This is a genomic window from Sphaerospermopsis aphanizomenoides BCCUSP55 (assembly GCF_001586785.1).
In the GTDB taxonomy this organism is placed as follows: Bacteria; Cyanobacteriota; Cyanobacteriia; order Cyanobacteriales; family Nostocaceae; genus Sphaerospermopsis_A; species Sphaerospermopsis_A aphanizomenoides_A.
Genome location: NZ_LUFH02000119.1, coordinates 1 through 17,705, shown reverse-complemented (window position 1 = coordinate 17,705; position 17,705 = coordinate 1). Strand labels below are relative to the sequence as shown.

The following is a 17,705-nucleotide window of genomic DNA, read 5'->3' as shown; positions in this document are numbered from 1 at the left end:
CTTCAATACTACTACTCGATAGAGAAAATTTTATAATATTTTGAAAAAGAGAAATTGCAGTAATTAAAATATATTTTTCTGTCTCCAGACTATCAAAAAAATTATCACATAAATTAGGATATTGATTGCATAAAAATAAAAGTATATTGGCTGATTCTTGCCTTGTTGTTACATCATTACTTTGTAAACCATGAAGCTGAGTCTTAATGAAAATATCTCCTTTATCTGGGTTTATTTCTCTTTCCAAGATATCAGCACTTATCACACAAGCAATACCTTCAAATACCTCATTCTCATCTGATTCTGTGGCATTGTCTCCCATAGATTCAGCCCTAGCTAAAGCAGCATTAGCATCTTTTATACCTCTTAAATCAAGGCGATTCATAACATCCCAACAAACATAATATTTATTAAGCAGTTCTATTTTTGCAACATTTCGTTGTTCCTTCCATCCTTTACTTTTTTCTGATTCCCATTCTTGATATAAATCCCAAAAATTATAATCAGTAGTAATTTCTCGTAATTTATAATAATCACCAAAAATCCAGAAATTTAAAAAATCATCATAATCAACGCTATCTACTAAGTTACGATCAGAAAACTTTTTAATTTTACTCTGTACTATTTTCTCAGCAATATTCTTAGGTTCTACCGTCAGATGTTGAGATACAACAATAAAATCAAACCCAATATTTACAATAGTAGTCGCAGCAGACCAGCGAATTAAATCTGTTTGTCCTGACTGTGCTTGCTGACTTAACATCGTTAACAAATCATCACTTTGCTTCAATCTTTCCCTGATATCTCCATCAGTAATCTTGCCAAAAGCCTGAATAGTTAAAGCTACCACCTTTTCTAATTTAATTTCTTCCAAAATTTATAGAATTTCCCCGACAGGTGTTGCATCACTTGTCGCTAACCCCTCAAATAAATAAATTTGTTCCCCTGCGTTTTGACATTGCTGAAAGGCGTTCATGATATCAGCAGCAGTGCTGAGGCTTGAGTAGTCCATAGTTGTGGGTAGATGTGACGAGTTACTTGCATTTAAACTAGCACAGGTAACAGCGTAAAAATACAGTGCTTATACTTAATTAACAATTGCTTATTCTCCAGATTGTTGGTTAAGGATGTTAATAACCCGTCTGATAAGCACAAATAGGAAATGCCATCATAAAAATCCTGTAAATCCTTAAATCCTGGACATTTTACTAGCTGCCTCTTGATACTGTTCAATAAAATAATCTTCAAAAAATTAGTAGTATAATAATAAAAGATATTAAGGAGCTAATTATATGCAAATAAAACTTAAATCAAAAGTTGATGCAGAAGGTAAATTATTTTTACAACTTCCCCAACAATTAGCTAATCAAGAATTAGTGATTATTATTAGTGATGCTTCTGAAGAAAAAATACCAACACCAGAAGAATTAGGATATCCTGCTGATTTTTTTGATAAAACTGCTGGCACATGGGAAGGTGAAGTTTTGGTTAGAGAAAATTTAGTTGATTGTGATCAAAGAATTTGGTTTATTGAATGATGATTTCCTTCCTGGATACTAATACCTGCATTCAATATTTAACAGGACGTAGTGAAAATGTAATTAATAAATTTAAAACTACTCATCGTGAAAATATTTGTTTGTGTGATGTTGTCAAAGCAGAATTATACTATGGAGCTTGTCGTAGTGTAAAAAAAGATCAAAATTTAGCTTTATATGAGTTATTTTTCTCTCAATATATCAGCTTACCTTTTGATGGAAAAGCAGCTAAAATTTATGGTGAAATTCGTTCTCAATTGTCAAAACTAGGTACTCCTATTGGTGCTTATGATTTTCAAATTGCTGCTATTGCATTAGCTAACAATCTTATTTTAGTAACTCATAATACTAGAGAATTTCAAAGAGTTGAAAATCTACAACTTGAAGATTGGGAAAAACTGTATTTGCAGTGATATTAGTTTCAATCTTATGCGGACACTAATAAAAATAGTCCTAGTCTCAAACGTCACTTCGATGCTGTATTTGATGAATGTTACCAAGAAGCTTGTAAAGCTGCTGCTGTGGAAACTCAACTTCCTTTAACTACTTTTCCTGAATCATGTCCTTTTACAAAATCTGATGTTTTAGATGTTAATGTTGATGATTATTTTATTGAATAAAATCTAATTATTGATCTTTTTTTTTAAAATATTGCTGCCTAAATATTCATTATTTTCACGCGGGCAAGATGCCCACCCCACAAAAACTACACCACTACATTATGATCAACTTTTTGCCATTGGTGGAAAAACAGAAATATTTCTGGGTGCTTCATCTGATGGTAAAAATTTCTCTACCAACAATTTTTGGAAAGTATTTAATGAATCTTGCCAGCTATTAACTATTTGTTGTAAATCCTGAAGTTTTTCTGTGGGAGTATTTCCTAATAAGGAATAGTTGAAATTACCAGAAAACAAAATTGCTGCTGCTACTTTATCAGGAAACTGTACATTTGCCTGATTAATATTTAAATTCAGTAGTCCCCGTTTTAATGGATAGCTTAACTGTAACGCAGCACTTACCTTTGCACCTTCAAATTCTTGCCATGAACCAGGTGATAAAAGTTTACCGTTTATATATTGATAAACTTCTTCATCTGAATTAAAGATAATAAATCCTCTGGGATTAACTCCTATGCGCTGATACTCGACCTGTGATAGTTTTTCTACTAACTGTTGGGTAATATTTTGTACTTGAATTTCCTCCGGTTTTTTTCCTCCTATAGCCTCCACCACAGTGACACTATTAGGCTGGGCAACAATTCCTACTCCGTTAGTGAAAAAAATCTGCAATACACCATTGGTATAAACTGGTTGTCTGGCTAATTCCCACTCAGCGGGAACAATCCCGGTATATTTCAAGAAATCAGGAGTAATTACTGTGGGATTAAGATTTTTAGCGGTAATTGCGATCGCTAATTCTTGGATTTCAAAACTTTTACTCATTTTTAATTGAGGCTATTTTTATTACAACACAACTATTGTATTACTAAATATCAGTATAAATGCTTGCCCAGACAATTCTTTCCCAACTCCCATACTGCCCGATTTAATTTAAAATTATGAGTAGTAATATTAAGATTTGTAAAATTAAGTATCTATGCCTAGCCTATCCCTCAGCAACAAACAATCTCGCGTCATCGTCATCGGTGCGGGAATAGGTGGACTAACCGCCGCAGCACTCTTAGCACATAGAGGTTATAACGTCTTAATACTTGACCAAGCTTTAGTTCCCGGTGGTTGTGCTTCCACCTTTAAACGTCAAGGATTTACCTTTGATGTGGGTGCAACCCAAGTCGCAGGTTTAGAACCAGGGGGGATACATCACCGCATTTTCTCAGAATTAAATATAGATTTACCAGCAGCAACGCCTTGTGACCCGGCTTGTGCAGTTTTTCTACCGGGAGAGTCCACACCTATTAATGTTTGGCGTGACCCTGAAAAATGGCAAGAAGAACGTCAAAGACAATTCCCAGGTAGTGAACCGTTTTGGCAATTATTAACAACTTTATTTAATGCTAGTTGGGAATTTCAAGGACGAGATCCCGTTTTACCACCCCGGAATTTATGGGACTTGTGGCAGTTAACAAAAGCTGTCCGTCCGAGTACCTTTATTACTGCACCTTTTACTTTTATGACAGTGGGAGATGCTTTAAGATTATATGGTTTGGGAAATGATCAAAGACTGAGAACATTTTTAGATTTACAACTGAAGTTATATTCCCAAGTTAAAGCCGAAGAAACAGCCTTACTTTATGCAGCGACAGCCTTGAGTGTATCCCAATCTCCCCAAGGATTGTATCATCTTCAAGGTAGTATGCAGGTATTGAGCGATCGCTTGGTTGAATCTTTAGAAAGAGATGGCGGTAAATTATTAATGCGTCACACCGTCGAAAAAATCAACGTTGAAAATGGCCAAGCTAACGCTGTAGTGATCAGAAATCAGAAAACAGGAGAAATTTTCACCGAGAAAGCAGATCATGTAATTGCTAACGTCACCGTGCAGAACTTAGTAGAATTATTAGGAGAAAAAGCCCCTTATGGATATAAACAAAGAGTAGAAAAACTACCAGCGGCTTCCGGTGCATTTGTAGTTTATCTAGGCGTAGATGCCAGTGCAATTCCTTATGAATGTCCGCCCCATCTCCAATTTTTATATGATATTAACGGACCAATCGGTGAAAATAATTCTTTGTTTGTATCTGTAAGTCATCCTGGAGACGGCCGCGCACCAGCAGGAAAAGCCACAATTATCGCTTCATCTTTTGTTGATTTTACTCCCTGGTGGCATACTCAAGATTATCAAGAGTTAAAACAAAAATTCACCGAAGATGCAATATCTAAACTTGCTCAATATTTCTATTTAAAACCAGAAACTATTATTTATGTAGAAGCAGCCACACCGAGAACTTTTGCTTATTATACTGGAAGAGAAAAGGGAATTGTGGGTGGTATTGGTCAAAGAATTCCTACCTTTGGACCCTTTGGTTTTGCTAACCGTACACCTATTAATAATTTGTGGTTAGTTGGTGATTCAACTCATCCAGGAGAAGGGACAGCCGGGGTGAGTTATTCAGCTTTGACGGTGGTTAGGCAAATTCAAGCTCAGAACAACAAAAAATGACAGTAACTATACCCATTCAAGCTATAGAACTCGCTCCCGGTAGCCAAATCGCCATTCATAACTTGTCTTGGCAAGATTTTGAGCGACTTCTGGCCGACTTAGGTGAAAAACGTCACACCCGCATTGCCTACTACCGAGGAACTTTAGAAATCATGTCCCCCCTAGCATTACATGAGCGTCCCCATCGTATCATTGCTTACATCATCACCACAATACTAGAAATCCAAGGACGTAACTGGGAGGACTTCGGATCTACTACCTTTAAACGTCCAGACATTGCTGGAATTGAACCAGATACCTGCTTCTATATCCAAAACGCCAATCATGTCCAAGGATGTACCCAAATGGACTTAAGTATTTATCCTCCCCCAGACCTAGCCATTGAATCTGATGTTACTTCAAAAACTACCCTTAATGCCTACATAGCCCTGGGCGTTCCCGAAGTATGGATTTATAGCAACCAGAATTTAAATATTTACGTTCTTCAAAGCAGCAATTACGTAGAATCTGTTTTTAGTTCCATCTTTCCCAACTTACCTATCAGAGAACTTATTCCCCAACTGGTGCAAAAAGCCATTGACAACGGAACCAGTCAAATGCTGCGAGAACTCAGAAACTTGCTTTAGATTTTAGATTTTAGATTGCAGAGGCTCAAAACAATCCAAAATCCAAAATCCAAAATTTAATCACCAATTACAACCCATCACTAGTTGATACTGGAGATTGTTCAGCTTCCGGTGATGGTTCAGCCGATGGCGTAGGTAATGTCCGAGGCATGAGAAATTGTTTCCAAGTTCTAATTTGTTGTTGTGCGTCTCTGTAAGCAGAACTACCACGGGGAATTAACCTAGCAGTTTCAATGCTTTTGGCAACGTCAAACTCACTTTGGGAGCGTGCCATTTGTAACAACTGCTGACTCCATTGGTCAATAGCCACATTCGCATCCATGCGTAAAACATTACGGTTGGAAACCCGGTCAGCTAACCTAATAGCCTCAGCCAAAGCTTCTGGTGTGCCAGTAATTGCCACTTCTCTGGCTTTTCTCCAGTTTTCTTTCGCACGGATTTGTTCTTGCCAAGTATCGACGGCTATTTGTGCTTCACTAGCCAGCGCCCTTCCAGAAGAAGCAATTTTTTGAGCTTCTCTAATAGCAGTGTTTAAATCACCACTATCAGCTATAATCCGTGCCTGATCTAGATAAGGTTGGTCTTGAATGCGTTGAATTTTGGCAGTCCAAGTACGAATTTTTCTCCGTGCTTCTGGATATAATGCACGACCGGAGCGAATTTGACTTGCTTCTGCGATCGCTGATTGTAAGGAGTTAATATCTTCTAATAGAGCTATTTGGTCAGCGCGTTCTAAATAAGGTCTGTCTTCAATTGACTCCACTTGTCCACGCCAACGATTCATCTCCTGTCGTGCTTCGTCAGCGCGGGGATTGCTATCGGGAATCATCTGCGCTTCGGAAATTGCCGCCGTTAACTCATTAATCGTCCCTTGACTAGCCAGACTTCGCGCTTTTTCTAACCGGGAAACATCTTGAATTTCTAATTGCCACCGCGTAATCAGTTCTTGTGCTTTCTCATAGACTTCTCTGGAAGCATCTATCTGTTGGGCTTGGGAAATGGCAGCCTCTAACCCAGAAACTGTACCTATCCAAGCACTCCTCTGTGCTTCACCCAAAACCACAAAATCATCAATTTCCGCTTGTAATTCCGCAATGGGTGGTATTTGACGCACAATTTCTAACGCTGTATCTGCATCCCGCTGATCCATCTTGGCTTGAGCCAATTTAAGGATCTTGCGTCCAAACACAGGAATCAATTCCTGCGCTTTTTGATATAAATAACTATCTGACTTAATAGACTCAGCTAACTTAATAGCTTCTAAAACTTTATCAACTGAGCGACTGTCTGCTAAACCTTCAGCCTTGTAGAGTTTATCGCCGTCTTCCCTTGCTGTAACAATAATGCGGTTTAACTCATCGTACTTGGTAGTTGCCCAATATTGATTATTGATCCGCAGCAGTTTGGATGACAGCATAAAAGCTGATTGCCAATGCCTTTGTCCCAGTTCTTTTATTGATTCGTCGTAGATTGCTTCTGCCTTTGACCAAATAGACTGCCATTTGGTAATTTGCTCTTCTACTATTTTCCGAGCTTCTAGGTCTTCAGGAACTTGCCTAGCAGTAGCGATCGCTTCCTCCAAATTCCCCGATTGGAAACTCTGATCAGCTAACTGTAAAATATCCCTTGACCACTCCTCTAAAAAACTATTAATTTGTCCCCTGAGTGGATGATTTGGTGGTAATTCTTTCACCAGTGCGATCGCTTGCAACAAATCGTTCAACGTCTGTTTAGAAGCTGCCAAGGAAGCACAGTGTAAACGTACCGACGCACTAGCTAAAGGCCAAAATATTTTCGGGCAATTTGGTGCTGATGGCAACTTCAGTAGCATTGACATGGATATAAATCCAACCCCACTGGGAATCAACGTTAATAATATTGACCACAGCACCCAGCTTTTCATCCAACTGGGCATTCTCTCAGTTATCTTACTGAGATTAAAAGTTTTTTCTAAATGGTTTTTTATAGGTAATCCTTCTGTATCGTTCTCTTGTTGTTGCGTCACTGATTTAAAGTTAGAACCAGTAGCTGGGACACCAGATGGTTGAGTAGTCCCGACTTCTGGAGTTCGGGATAATCTTGTATTTTGATCTGGCTTTTTGGCTCTGGCTGGAGACCAACTGTCTGAAATATCCCGATCTGTCATCTCTCACACCAAAGTAGTTGAATAGCAGTCTTTCTTAGACTAATAATTCCATTTTTGCCATAGTAACTTTCTTTGTCGTGATTAAAAAGCTATTTTTTTCATATTCTATCTCCACACATACCATTTCTTTTTTTGAGGTTTAGTCGTCTTTCATACTTATTCTGAAACAGCAGCTTCCGTCTGTAAATCAGCTATTAGTTGGGCTAGGTTATCACTACTTGCTTGATAAACACTGCCGCAAAAATCACAAGTTGCTTCTGCACCATTATCTTTAATAATCATATCTTGTAGTTCTGCTTCTCCCAGCATTTTCAACGCTCCTAGCACCTTGTCAAAGGAGCAACCACAGTGGAAGCGCAGCATCTGACTTTCGGGAAAAATATTCAGCCCCATATCTCCCAGTAAATCACCAAAAATCTCCGTTAGCGTCTTCCCTGCTTGCAACAATGGAGTGAAACCTGATAAAGCCGAAACCCGCGACTCCAATGTGGCAACTAAAGCTTCATCTCTAGCCGCTTTAGGCAAAACTTGTATCAAGATCCCTCCAGCGGCTGTCACTCCACTAGCGCCCACAAACACCCCTAAAACCAAAGCGGAAGGAGTTTGTTCCGAATTGACTAAGTAATGAGCCACATCATCGCCAATTTCCCCAGAAACAAGTTCAACTGTACTAGAGTAAGGATAGCCATAGCCCACATCCCGAATCACATAGAGATATCCACTACCCACTGCACCGCCAACATCTAGCTTCCCTTTAGCATTAGGAGGCAATTCTACAGATGGGTTATTGACATATCCGCGTACAGTTCCATCTAATCCTGCATCTACTAATAGACCACCCAATGGTCCGTCGCCCTTGATGCGAACATTGACCCTAGAACCAACACGCTTCATACTCGAAGCCATTAATAACCCTGCTGACATTGTCCTTCCCAGTGCTGCTGTGGCCACATAGGAAAGCTTATGACGTACTCGTGCTTCTTCCGTTAAGCGTGTAGTAATCACACCCACCGCCCGAATACCCCCATCCGCAGCTGTCGCCCGAATTAATTTATCCGCCATGAATCCTTTACAATTTTTAACAAGATGACTTTTATATTGTAAGTTCTTCAGGGGCTGGACGGTTAACCGGTGGGACAAAGGAAAAGATGAGCGAAAATAATTAATTACGAATTACGAATTACAAATTACGAATTACCCATGTTAGGTACTTTTCAACAAAGCCAACTCAGAATCGAAATCGAAGCATCCGCTGATGCTATTCACGATAGTCTATTAATTCCAGCCCAACTGGAAAAATGGCTACTAGGACAAAGTTTTTCCCCTGGAATGCCGGAAAAACTAACTTCGGGATTTGATTTTACTACTTCTACCGGACTAGTTCAAATTCATCATCACGTCGATGTGGCGAAAAATAATTGTTTGCGTTTACTTCTTTGTGGCGGAATTGACGGTTTTCATGAGTGGTATTGGGGCGATGGTTGGGTGCAGTCTCGTTTGGAGGGTGTGTCGATTTTACCTTTGAATTTGGGTCAGACTTTGAGTTTATTGAGTTTGCGGGAGTTTTTAAGGAGTAAAAGAGGGTAGGAGAGTTTTTTAACGCAGAGGGACGCGGAGGTGGCGCAGAGGTGCGCTGAGGTTTTTTGTGGGGTGGGTCGAACATCAACGGGTTTTTGACACCTGACTCACCCAGTTAGCAATTACAATTTTGAGCATTAAGTCCAATTAAAAGCGGATACATTATTTTTGATGACTAAATTAAGAATACATATCTATAGCGATCGCTCTCTCTTGGCTTTTAGATAAATTTCAGTTATGGAAAAATTAAAATAGTTTAGGATTTTATAACTTTCAAAGTTTCTCCCTTTATATTTCTTAATAATTAATTGAGAATTATTTTTATTTATCCACGGTATTGCAATACTTTTAGCGATCTGCTATGATTTATGAGAATTTGTATTCTCCCTTATTATGTCTATTTTTAAGACGGCGTTTACAGCAGTAGATTAAAAGCCTTTATTTATTAAGTATTTCAGAATTCGCGACAGTGAACATCTGCAAAAAATTTGAGCAAATTATCAATCTTTCCTGACAGGAGAATTACAAAAATTTGATGCTGATGTTTGCGGGTTATGATTTGGGGTATTGACAAAAAACCTATTTTGTGGTTTTCGAGCTATTTCAGCAAGAAGAGACAGGAAATATTAGAGTTTATTCAGAAAACCTTAATTTAACGCAGATAAACGCAGATAAGTTTCTAATATCCACGATGATTGCAGAAATTTAGCAATGCTTAATGGTGGGAACTTAAAAACCTTGCATTTAATTCTTACTCAAAGGAAAAATCGTTCCCATCCAACTCTTAAAACTGTCACCTGTCACCTGTCACGTATCATCACAACAAGACTTTTCAGCAGCCCCTACTTACCCGGTTTTACCACTAATACTGAACAATTAGCTTCTTCCATCACTTGGGTACTCACTGAACCCAAGACTATTTTTTTCATTCCAGTTAAACCACGACTACCAATCACAATTAAGTCGGCTTTGTAAATATTAGCTAGTCGAATAATTTCATCAGCAGGATCACCACTTACTAGTTCTAACTCGCTTTTAACTGGCAATTGTTCCTGGTAGGTTTGCATCTGCTTTTCAATATGGAAATCAGCAAGCCTTGGTGAATCTGGCTGAGGACGATCAGCGGGTAATTCTATTTCTGACTCTGGCGTGGGAAATACATGACAAAGAATAACTTTGGTATCTGGTGATAACACCAAATCATTTAAAGTCTCAATTACTCGTTCAGCAATTTCCGAGCCGTCCAGAGCTACTAAAATAGTTTTTAACACCGCTTTTGTCTCCTCAAGAGTAGACCGTTTACCACCCCTTAAATAATCACATCGAAAACTAAATCGGTACTAATACCAACAATTTTTCAAATGTGATTTTTAGTTTGCTAAAGTCACAAACCTGTCATTATTACTTATGGAGTAGTTTTTGTCAACCGCAATCTGTGAAAATAAGCATCCTAAAAATTACTCTTGATCTTCAATTCGCTTTCTAACTGAGTCAGCATGGGAAGGTAAACCTTCAGCTGTGGCCAGTGCATCAATTGCACCAGCTACCTTGTTGAGTGCAGTTGGTGAGTATTGAATAATACTAGAGTGTTTAAGGAAAGTTTCTACACCTAATGCGGAGGCATAACGAGCAGCACCGGATGTAGGCAAGGTATGATTAGGACCTGCCAGATAGTCACCTACAGCTTCTGGTGTTGAATAACCAAGGAAAATCGCTCCCGCATGGCGAATATGGGAAATTAAAGACCAAGGATCTTTGACTTCTAATTCTAGGTGTTCAGGAGCAAATTCATTGGAAAGTTCTGCTGCTGCTTCTAGAGATTCAACAACCACAATTAAGCCATAGTGAGCGATCGCTTTTTCTGTATCTATCCGTCGTGGGTGATCTACCAGTTGTCTGTCTACAGCTACCTGGACTTTTTTCGCCAAACCAGCATCTGTTGTTAGCAAAACCGCCGCCGCCATGGGATCATGTTCAGCTTGGGCTAATAAGTCCGCCGCTACATGAACGGGATTTGCTGTTTCATCGGCAATAATCAGCACTTCGCTAGGACCTGCCAAAGAATCAATACCCACTGTGCCATAAACTAGCTTCTTCGCCAGGGTGACATAAATATTACCAGGACCAGTAATCACATTTACTTTGGGAATAGTTTCTGTACCATAGGCTAAAGCTGCGATCGCTTGAGCGCCCCCAATGCGATAAATTTCTTCTATACCTGCTTCTTGTGCAGCTACTAAGACTGCTGAGTTAATTGCTTTTCCACCCCGTGCTGGTGTCACCATCACTATCCGGGGTACACCTGCCACTTTGGCTGGAATCGCATTCATCAGCACTGTACTGGGATAGGAAGCACGACCTCCAGGAACGTATAAACCTGCCCGATCTACAGGAGTATAGCGTTTACCCAGTACCACTTCATCATCACCAAAATGTACCCAGCTTTTTGGTACTCGCTGACGATGAAACGCTTCAATTTGGCGACAAGCTAACTGAATAGCTGCCAACAAATCCTTCGATACCTGTTGGTAAGCTGCATCCAGTTCTGAACCTGTCACCCTTAGTTCTTCTGGTTGCAGGATTTGATGGTCAAATTCGGCTGTGTAATGCAGTACAGCTTTATCGCCTTGGCGCTTCACTGCTTGCAATACTTCTCGCACTGTTGCTTCTTTATGAAGTAGCTGTTCATCCAGTGTGCGTTCGCCTTCGGCGCGTTGAGAACGTTCGCAGATACGTTGTAGTTCGGATATAACGTCTGCCTGCTGAGTAATAATTCGCAGCATGGAGTAAGGACAATGCCAAAATTTAGAATGTTCCCGCTCGAAAATTAGTTTGGCTTTTTATCCACCAGGATATACAGCTTTCCCTAATTCTCTTTTCTAGCTTAACCTGGATTTTTTTGATACTCCCAGGATAATTTTTTCCTTTTTATTGGAGGGTTATTTATTCAAGTAAGCTATTCTAACCCATTTATTACTGGGAAAACATACCCAAATGTGCTGATTTTCCAAGATCCCAGGGGGGTTATTTGGGGTTTAGGGTTTAGGGGTGCAGAGGAGAATAATCTATTACCTGTCACCTGTCACCTCTTCTTCCCCCTTGTCAATTAATTTTTTTTCAGAAATAATAACATTGGCTATTGGGATGCTATATTAGTAAATCTAGTAGTGTGTGTACATAATTATATAGTTTTTTTTGGAACTGACAGTGGCGAATACAAAGTCTGCTCTTAAACGCGCCCAAATCGCAGAACGTAACCGACTGCGTAATAAAGCATACAAATCAGCAGTAAAGACGCTGATGAAAAAATACTTTGCTGCTGTTGAAGTCTATGCAGCTAACCCTACTCCAGAATCAAAGCAAGAGTTAGAGGTGCGGATGTCCGAAGCTTACAGCAAAATTGACAAAGCCGTGAAGCGGGGTGTACTTCATCCCAATAACGGAGCTAGGAAAAAATCAAGATTAGCTCATAAGCTCAAACCACTTGCTCAAACAGCATAGTAGTCATCAGTCATTAGTCATTAGTCATTAGCTAAGAGATTAATGACTTGCCTAATCCCCAATAATGACTCCTGACTCCATCATGCAGCTAGTAGATACCCACGTACATCTCAACTTTGAGCTTTTTCAGTCAGATTTAGCAGCAGTGCGATCACGTTGGCAAGAAGCAGGAATAGTACGTTTAGTGCATTCCTGTGTTCACCCGGAAGAGTTTGCTAGTATTCAAGCACTGGCACACAAATTTCCCGAAATTAGTTTTGCCGTTGGACTGCATCCCCTAGATGCAGATCAATGGAATCAGCAAACAGCAGAGAAAATCAAAACTTTGGCTAGTTCAGATTCCCAAGTCGTAGCAATTGGGGAAATGGGATTAGACTTTTACAAAGCCAGCAACCATGAACAACAGTACATGGTATTTGAAGCACAACTAGCGATCGCCTCGGAACTTAACCTGCCAGTGATTATCCATTGTCGGGATGCAGCACCAGAGGTAAGAAAAATACTGCAAAAATGGCGATCTAGCCAAGGAGACAGAGCGCGGGGTGTGATGCACTGTTGGGGAGGAACACCAGAAGAAACTCAATGGTTTCTGGATTTAGGCTTCTATATAAGTTTTAGTGGAACAGTCACCTTTAAAAACGCCAAAACCATCCAAGCTTCAGCTGCAATGGTAAATAGCGAGAGGTTATTGATAGAAACAGATTGTCCTTTTCTGTCACCCACACCCAAACGAGGCGAAAAACGCAACGAACCTGCTTACGTTACTTATGTAGCAGAGCAATTAGCCAAAATACGGGGAGAAACATTAGAAGCGATCGCCCATCAAACCACAGAAAATGCTTGCCAATTATTTGGTCTGTCATTATTGAGGGAATCAAAAACACCACCAGCAAGTTATCCAGCTTAGGGTGTAGGAGGAAAAATTAATTCCTGCTGCTACTAGTATAGCTCCTCTACACAAGATACTACACGAACGCAAAGCCAGCTTGAAGTGCCAACTTGCGTTCATAGTCACCCATCACCAAAAGCACTTCCCTAGTACCTAATTTCTGACTATTCCCTCAAGTAGACCTAATTATTTACTAAAATCAGACTGAGGATGACAAAAATGTGCTAATATTATTCCCTCAAAAACAATTGACCTGCGTCATAATGATAAAGGAAGGAATTTTTAACTAGCTTCTAAAATTCGTTAATTGCAAATTGGGACAAAATCTATCTAGCTGATAGGGAATTTGTACTTTTTCTCCATATAAAAACCAAAAATTCACGGACATCTAAACTACCTCCACAAGCAGATGCTCTCAATACATAACAAACCCTGGCAGCCTAGCAGTTATATGGAATTTTCCATAACAATGTATCTCTGTGAAATCAAACCTATAGAAAATTCTTAAACATAAGAGCCTTGTGACCAAAATTCAACAAAATAAATCCATCCTGATCCTGATCCCACTGGCGCGGATTCTTCATTTTTGGGACTTACTTTAAGTATAGATGAGGTGTTGTGAAGATACAAAGCGTGTGGATGTGCATAGATTAATAAACGCGCTGTTTTGGAGGGGAAGTGAGGAAAACAAATCAAAATCAGGAATATATAAAGCGTCTATACCTGTTGAATCAAATCCCTGACTGGATTTTAGCCATCTTGACTACACATCAAGGGCGATTACCCCCTTGTCAAAAGCACCCACTCCAGATTTAATCGCGGCGGAAAGCCTCCACCAGTTAATAACAGGTGGTGTCAGGATAAGTTTCCCTACAGATGGTATACACTCGCGCTGAATCGGGAAAATTAACAAAGCAGTGTCCAAGTGAAAGTTTAACCAGGTTGACAAAGGTAGAGGCATGACTAACGAAACATATATGGAACCCGCCTTTCTATTACCCGACTTGATTGAAATCCAGCGTTCAAGCTTTCGCTGGTTTTTGGAAGAAGGTCTAATAGAAGAGTTGAACTCCTTTAGTCCAATTACAGACTACACAGGCAAACTAGAACTGCACTTTTTAGGTCATAACTACAAGCTTAAAGAACCAAAGTACAGCGTCGAAGAATCCAAACGGCGGGATAGCACCTACGCCGTGCAGATGTATGTCCCCACACGGTTATTAAACAAAGAAACAGGGGATATTAAAGAACAAGAAGTATTTATAGGCGATCTGCCTTTAATGACAGATCGGGGTACGTTTATTATTAACGGAGCCGAGCGCGTTATCGTCAATCAAATAGTGCGATCGCCAGGAGTTTATTACAAATCAGAACTTGATAAAAACGGAAGACGTACCTATTCTGCCAGCTTAATTCCCAACCGGGGAGCATGGCTGAAATTTGAAACAGACCGTAACGATTTAGTGTGGGTACGTATAGATAAAACCCGCAAACTCTCAGCCCAAGTATTACTTAAAGCCCTAGGACTATCAGATAACGAAATTTTTGATGCCCTACGCCACCCAGAATACTTCCAAAAAACCATCGAAAAAGAAGGGCAATTTTCTGAAGAAGAAGCCCTAATGGAGTTATACCGCAAACTGCGTCCAGGTGAACCACCAACGGTCTTAGGTGGACAACAACTCCTAGACTCTCGCTTCTTTGATCCCAAACGCTATGACCTAGGTCGTGTTGGTCGCTACAAACTCAACAAAAAACTTCGCCTCTCCGTTCCTGACACCATGCGCGTCCTCACACCTGGGGACATTTTAGCCGCAGTCGATTACCTGATTAACCTAGAATACGATATCGGCAGCATAGACGACATTGACCACCTCGGAAATCGCCGAGTTAGAAGCGTTGGTGAATTGCTGCAAAACCAAGTCAGAGTAGGTCTCAACCGTTTAGAACGGATTATTAGAGAACGGATGACAGTATCAGATGCCGAAGTTCTGACACCAGCATCCTTAGTTAACCCCAAACCCTTAGTAGCAGCAATCAAAGAATTCTTTGGTTCTAGCCAACTAAGTCAGTTCATGGATCAAACCAATCCTTTAGCTGAACTGACCCACAAACGCCGTCTGAGTGCCTTGGGTCCTGGTGGTCTGACCAGAGAACGGGCTGGCTTTGCTGTGCGAGATATCCACCCCAGCCACTACGGACGGATCTGCCCCATCGAGACACCAGAAGGACCAAACGCAGGGTTGATTGGTTCATTAGCTACCCATGCCCGTGTTAACCAATACGGATTTCTAGAAACTCCCTTTAGACCTGTAGAAAATGGCAAAGTACGATTTGACGTACCACCCATTTACATGACAGCAGACGAAGAAGACGATCTGCGGACAGCTACAGGCGATATTCCTCTGGATGAAAACGGCTACATCAAAGGACCACAAGTACCAGTCCGCTATCGGCAAGACTGGGCAACAACCACACCAGAACAAGTAGACTACGTAGCAGTATCCCCAGTACAAATAGTCTCCGTGGCAACTAGCATGATTCCCTTCTTGGAACATGACGACGCTAACCGGGCGCTGATGGGTTCTAATATGCAACGTCAAGCCGTACCTCTACTCAAGCCCGAACGTCCCCTAGTGGGAACAGGCTTAGAAGCTCAGGGTGCGAGAGACTCCGGGATGGTAATTGTTTCTCGTACAGATGGAGATGTGGTTTATGTAGATGCCTCCGAGATTCGCGTCCGAGTACGTGGAGATGTTTCCGGAGTCACTGGACACTTGATAGCCGGAAAAACCCGGACAAACGAGAACGGACAACAGACAACAGACAAAGAAATTAGATACGTCCTGTCTAAATATCAACGCTCCAACCAAGACACCTGTCTCAATCAAAAACCCCTAGTCCGCATTGGTGAAAAAGTCGTAGCCGGACAAGTCTTAGCCGATGGTTCTTCCACCGAGGGGGGAGAATTGGCCCTAGGACAAAACATCGTTGTGGCTTATATGCCCTGGGAAGGCTACAACTACGAAGACGCGATTTTGATTTCTGAACGGTTGGTGCAGGATGATATCTACACCTCCATTCACATTGAAAAATACGAAATTGAAGCTAGACAAACCAAGCTGGGACCAGAAGAAATTACTAGAGAAATTCCCAACGTGGGGGAAGATGCCCTGCGACAGTTGGATGAACAGGGAATAATTAGAATTGGAGCTTGGGTAGAAGCTGGTGACATTCTCGTGGGAAAAGTGACACCCAAAGGTGAATCTGACCAACCACCAGAAGAAAAACTGCTGCGGGCAATATTTGGTGAAAAAGCGCGAGATGTGCGGGACAACTCCTTGCGTGTTCCCAACGGTGAAAAAGGCCGAGTTGTGGATGTGCGGTTGTTCACCAGAGAACAAGGTGATGAACTGCCACCAGGGGCGAACATGGTAGTACGGGTGTATGTCGCCCAAAAACGCAAAATCCAAGTCGGGGACAAAATGGCAGGGAGACATGGCAACAAGGGAATTATTTCCCGCATTCTCCCCGCCGAAGATATGCCCTACCTGCCTGATGGTTCACCAGTGGATATTGTCCTCAACCCCTTGGGTGTACCTAGCCGGATGAACGTAGGTCAAGTATTTGAATGTTTATTAGGTTGGGCGGGTCACAATTTGGGAGTCAGGTTTAAAATTACTCCCTTTGACGAAATGTATGGGGAAGAATCTTCCCGCCGCATTGTCCACGGCAAATTGCAAGAGGCCAGAGATGAAACCAGTAAAAACTGGGTATATAACCCCGATGATCCGGGCAAAATCATGGTCTATGACGGACGTACTGGGGAACCCTTTGACCGTCCGGTGACAGTGGGTGTAGCTTATATGCTCAAACTGGTGCATTTGGTGGATGACAAAATTCACGCCCGGTCAACTGGTCCTTACTCCCTGGTTACACAGCAACCCTTGGGTGGTAAAGCGCAACAAGGTGGTCAAAGATTCGGAGAAATGGAAGTGTGGGCCCTGGAAGCTTTTGGTGCAGCTTATACCTTGCAGGAATTGTTAACTGTCAAGTCCGATGATATGCAAGGTAGAAATGAGGCATTGAACGCCATTGTCAAAGGTAAGGCAATTCCTCGTCCTGGTACACCAGAATCCTTCAAAGTATTAATGCGAGAATTGCAATCTTTGGGTTTAGATATTGCTGTACATAAGGTAGAAACCCAAGCCGATGGTAGTTCCTTGGATGTGGAAGTAGACCTGATGGCAGACCAAGCCGCCCGCCGCACTCCACCCCGCCCCACCTATGAGTCACTTTCTCGT

The 17,705-nt window shown here is 41.1% G+C and carries 15 protein-coding genes and 1 pseudogene; 9 read left to right on the top strand and 7 right to left on the bottom strand.

Annotated elements, in window-relative coordinates; all coding sequences use genetic code 11:
• Nucleotides 1-874: hypothetical protein (locus A0J48_RS22920; protein ID WP_200326895.1), on the bottom strand; the 874-nt coding region annotated here is incomplete at its 3' end.
• Between the two features lie 3 nt (nt 875-877).
• Nucleotides 878-1,012 (bottom strand): hypothetical protein, encoded by a 135-nt coding sequence (locus A0J48_RS27525; RefSeq protein ID WP_267910331.1) that lies wholly within the window; start codon nt 1,010-1,012, stop codon nt 878-880.
• A 280-nt stretch (nt 1,013-1,292) separates the two neighbouring features.
• Here A0J48_RS27525 and A0J48_RS22915 point away from each other — a divergent pair, with 280 nt between their 5' ends.
• From A0J48_RS22915 to A0J48_RS22905, 3 genes and pseudogenes are all read left to right on the top strand, one after another.
• Nucleotides 1,293-1,538, top strand: coding sequence for a hypothetical protein (locus A0J48_RS22915; RefSeq protein ID WP_200326894.1), 246 nt, complete (start codon nt 1,293-1,295; stop codon nt 1,536-1,538).
• Complete coding sequence (gene vapC / locus A0J48_RS22910) at nt 1,535-1,951, top strand: type II toxin-antitoxin system tRNA(fMet)-specific endonuclease VapC (protein ID WP_325078932.1); 417 nt, start codon at nt 1,535-1,537, stop codon at nt 1,949-1,951. The genes A0J48_RS22915 and vapC overlap by 4 nt, the downstream gene beginning before the upstream one ends.
• A gap of 42 nt (nt 1,952-1,993) precedes the next feature.
• Nucleotides 1,994-2,158, top strand: a pseudogene (locus tag A0J48_RS22905) (DUF29 family protein); the annotation flags it as partial.
• A 105-nt stretch (nt 2,159-2,263) separates the two neighbouring features.
• Here A0J48_RS22905 and A0J48_RS22900 read toward each other — a convergent pair.
• On the bottom strand, nt 2,264-2,983 hold the full coding sequence (locus tag A0J48_RS22900) for a hypothetical protein (protein WP_200326893.1): 720 nt from the start codon (nt 2,981-2,983) through the stop codon (nt 2,264-2,266).
• A 154-nt stretch (nt 2,984-3,137) separates the two neighbouring features.
• Here A0J48_RS22900 and crtD point away from each other — a divergent pair, with 154 nt between their 5' ends.
• Nucleotides 3,138-4,661 (top strand): C-3',4' desaturase CrtD, encoded by a 1,524-nt coding sequence (gene crtD, locus A0J48_RS22895; protein ID WP_200326892.1) that lies wholly within the window; start codon nt 3,138-3,140, stop codon nt 4,659-4,661.
• A complete protein-coding gene (locus tag A0J48_RS22890; protein ID WP_200326891.1) occupies nt 4,658-5,287 on the top strand; it encodes a Uma2 family endonuclease in 630 nt (209 codons plus the stop codon). Before crtD ends, A0J48_RS22890 begins: the two co-directional genes overlap by 4 nt.
• A 67-nt stretch (nt 5,288-5,354) precedes the next feature.
• On the opposite strand, the gene A0J48_RS22885 is transcribed toward A0J48_RS22890, so the two are convergent.
• On the bottom strand, nt 5,355-7,433 hold the full coding sequence (locus A0J48_RS22885) for a chromosome segregation ATPase (RefSeq protein WP_200326890.1): 2,079 nt from the start codon (nt 7,431-7,433) through the stop codon (nt 5,355-5,357).
• A 156-nt stretch (nt 7,434-7,589) separates the two neighbouring features.
• Nucleotides 7,590-8,495 (bottom strand): Hsp33 family molecular chaperone HslO, encoded by a 906-nt coding sequence (hslO, locus tag A0J48_RS22880; RefSeq protein WP_200326889.1) that lies wholly within the window; start codon nt 8,493-8,495, stop codon nt 7,590-7,592.
• A gap of 138 nt (nt 8,496-8,633) precedes the next feature.
• Between hslO and A0J48_RS22875 the strand changes: the two genes are divergently transcribed.
• On the top strand, nt 8,634-9,020 hold the full coding sequence (locus A0J48_RS22875) for a hypothetical protein (protein WP_200326888.1): 387 nt from the start codon (nt 8,634-8,636) through the stop codon (nt 9,018-9,020).
• Nucleotides 9,021-9,853: 833 nt separating this feature from the next.
• Here A0J48_RS22875 and A0J48_RS22870 read toward each other — a convergent pair.
• The gene (locus A0J48_RS22870; RefSeq protein ID WP_200326887.1) at nt 9,854-10,282 is read right to left on the bottom strand and encodes a universal stress protein; all 429 of its coding nucleotides are present in this window, start codon (nt 10,280-10,282) and stop codon (nt 9,854-9,856) included.
• A 186-nt stretch (nt 10,283-10,468) separates the two neighbouring features.
• Nucleotides 10,469-11,794 carry a histidinol dehydrogenase gene (gene hisD / locus A0J48_RS22865; protein ID WP_200326886.1) on the bottom strand — a complete coding sequence of 442 codons (1,326 nt, stop codon included), beginning with the start codon at nt 11,792-11,794 and terminating at the stop codon, nt 10,469-10,471.
• A 424-nt stretch (nt 11,795-12,218) separates the two neighbouring features.
• On the opposite strand from hisD, the gene rpsT reads away from it, so the two are divergent.
• From rpsT to rpoB, 3 genes are all read left to right on the top strand, one after another.
• Nucleotides 12,219-12,512 carry a 30S ribosomal protein S20 gene (rpsT, locus tag A0J48_RS22860; protein WP_200326885.1) on the top strand — a complete coding sequence of 98 codons (294 nt, stop codon included), beginning with the start codon at nt 12,219-12,221 and terminating at the stop codon, nt 12,510-12,512.
• Nucleotides 12,513-12,594: 82 nt separating this feature from the next.
• Nucleotides 12,595-13,419, top strand: a complete 825-nt coding sequence (locus tag A0J48_RS22855; protein ID WP_200326896.1) for a TatD family hydrolase — start codon at nt 12,595-12,597, stop codon at nt 13,417-13,419.
• Nucleotides 13,420-14,360: 941 nt separating this feature from the next.
• Nucleotides 14,361-17,705 (top strand): DNA-directed RNA polymerase subunit beta (gene rpoB / locus A0J48_RS22850; RefSeq protein WP_200326884.1); only part of this gene is annotated, 3,345 nt, incomplete at its 3' end.

Bases quoted from the DNA above. Each gene is read 5' to 3' on its own strand.
- A0J48_RS22875 (WP_200326888.1), top strand. From the start codon at position 8,634: ATGTTAGGTACTTTTCAACAAAGCCAACTCAGAATCGAAATCGAAGCA.
- A0J48_RS22855 (WP_200326896.1), top strand. From the start codon at position 12,595: ATGCAGCTAGTAGATACCCACGTACATCTCAACTTTGAGCTTTTTCAG.
- A0J48_RS22885 (WP_200326890.1), bottom strand. From the start codon at position 7,433: ATGACAGATCGGGATATTTCAGACAGTTGGTCTCCAGCCAGAGCCAAA.
- A0J48_RS22890 (WP_200326891.1), top strand. From the start codon at position 4,658: ATGACAGTAACTATACCCATTCAAGCTATAGAACTCGCTCCCGGTAGC.
- hslO (WP_200326889.1), bottom strand. From the start codon at position 8,495: ATGGCGGATAAATTAATTCGGGCGACAGCTGCGGATGGGGGTATTCGG.
- vapC (WP_325078932.1), top strand. From the start codon at position 1,535: ATGATGATTTCCTTCCTGGATACTAATACCTGCATTCAATATTTAACA.
- crtD (WP_200326892.1), top strand. From the start codon at position 3,138: ATGCCTAGCCTATCCCTCAGCAACAAACAATCTCGCGTCATCGTCATC.
- A0J48_RS22915 (WP_200326894.1), top strand. From the start codon at position 1,293: ATGCAAATAAAACTTAAATCAAAAGTTGATGCAGAAGGTAAATTATTT.
- A0J48_RS27525 (WP_267910331.1), bottom strand. From the start codon at position 1,012: ATGGACTACTCAAGCCTCAGCACTGCTGCTGATATCATGAACGCCTTT.
- hisD (WP_200326886.1), bottom strand. From the start codon at position 11,794: ATGCTGCGAATTATTACTCAGCAGGCAGACGTTATATCCGAACTACAA.
- A0J48_RS22900 (WP_200326893.1), bottom strand. From the start codon at position 2,983: ATGAGTAAAAGTTTTGAAATCCAAGAATTAGCGATCGCAATTACCGCT.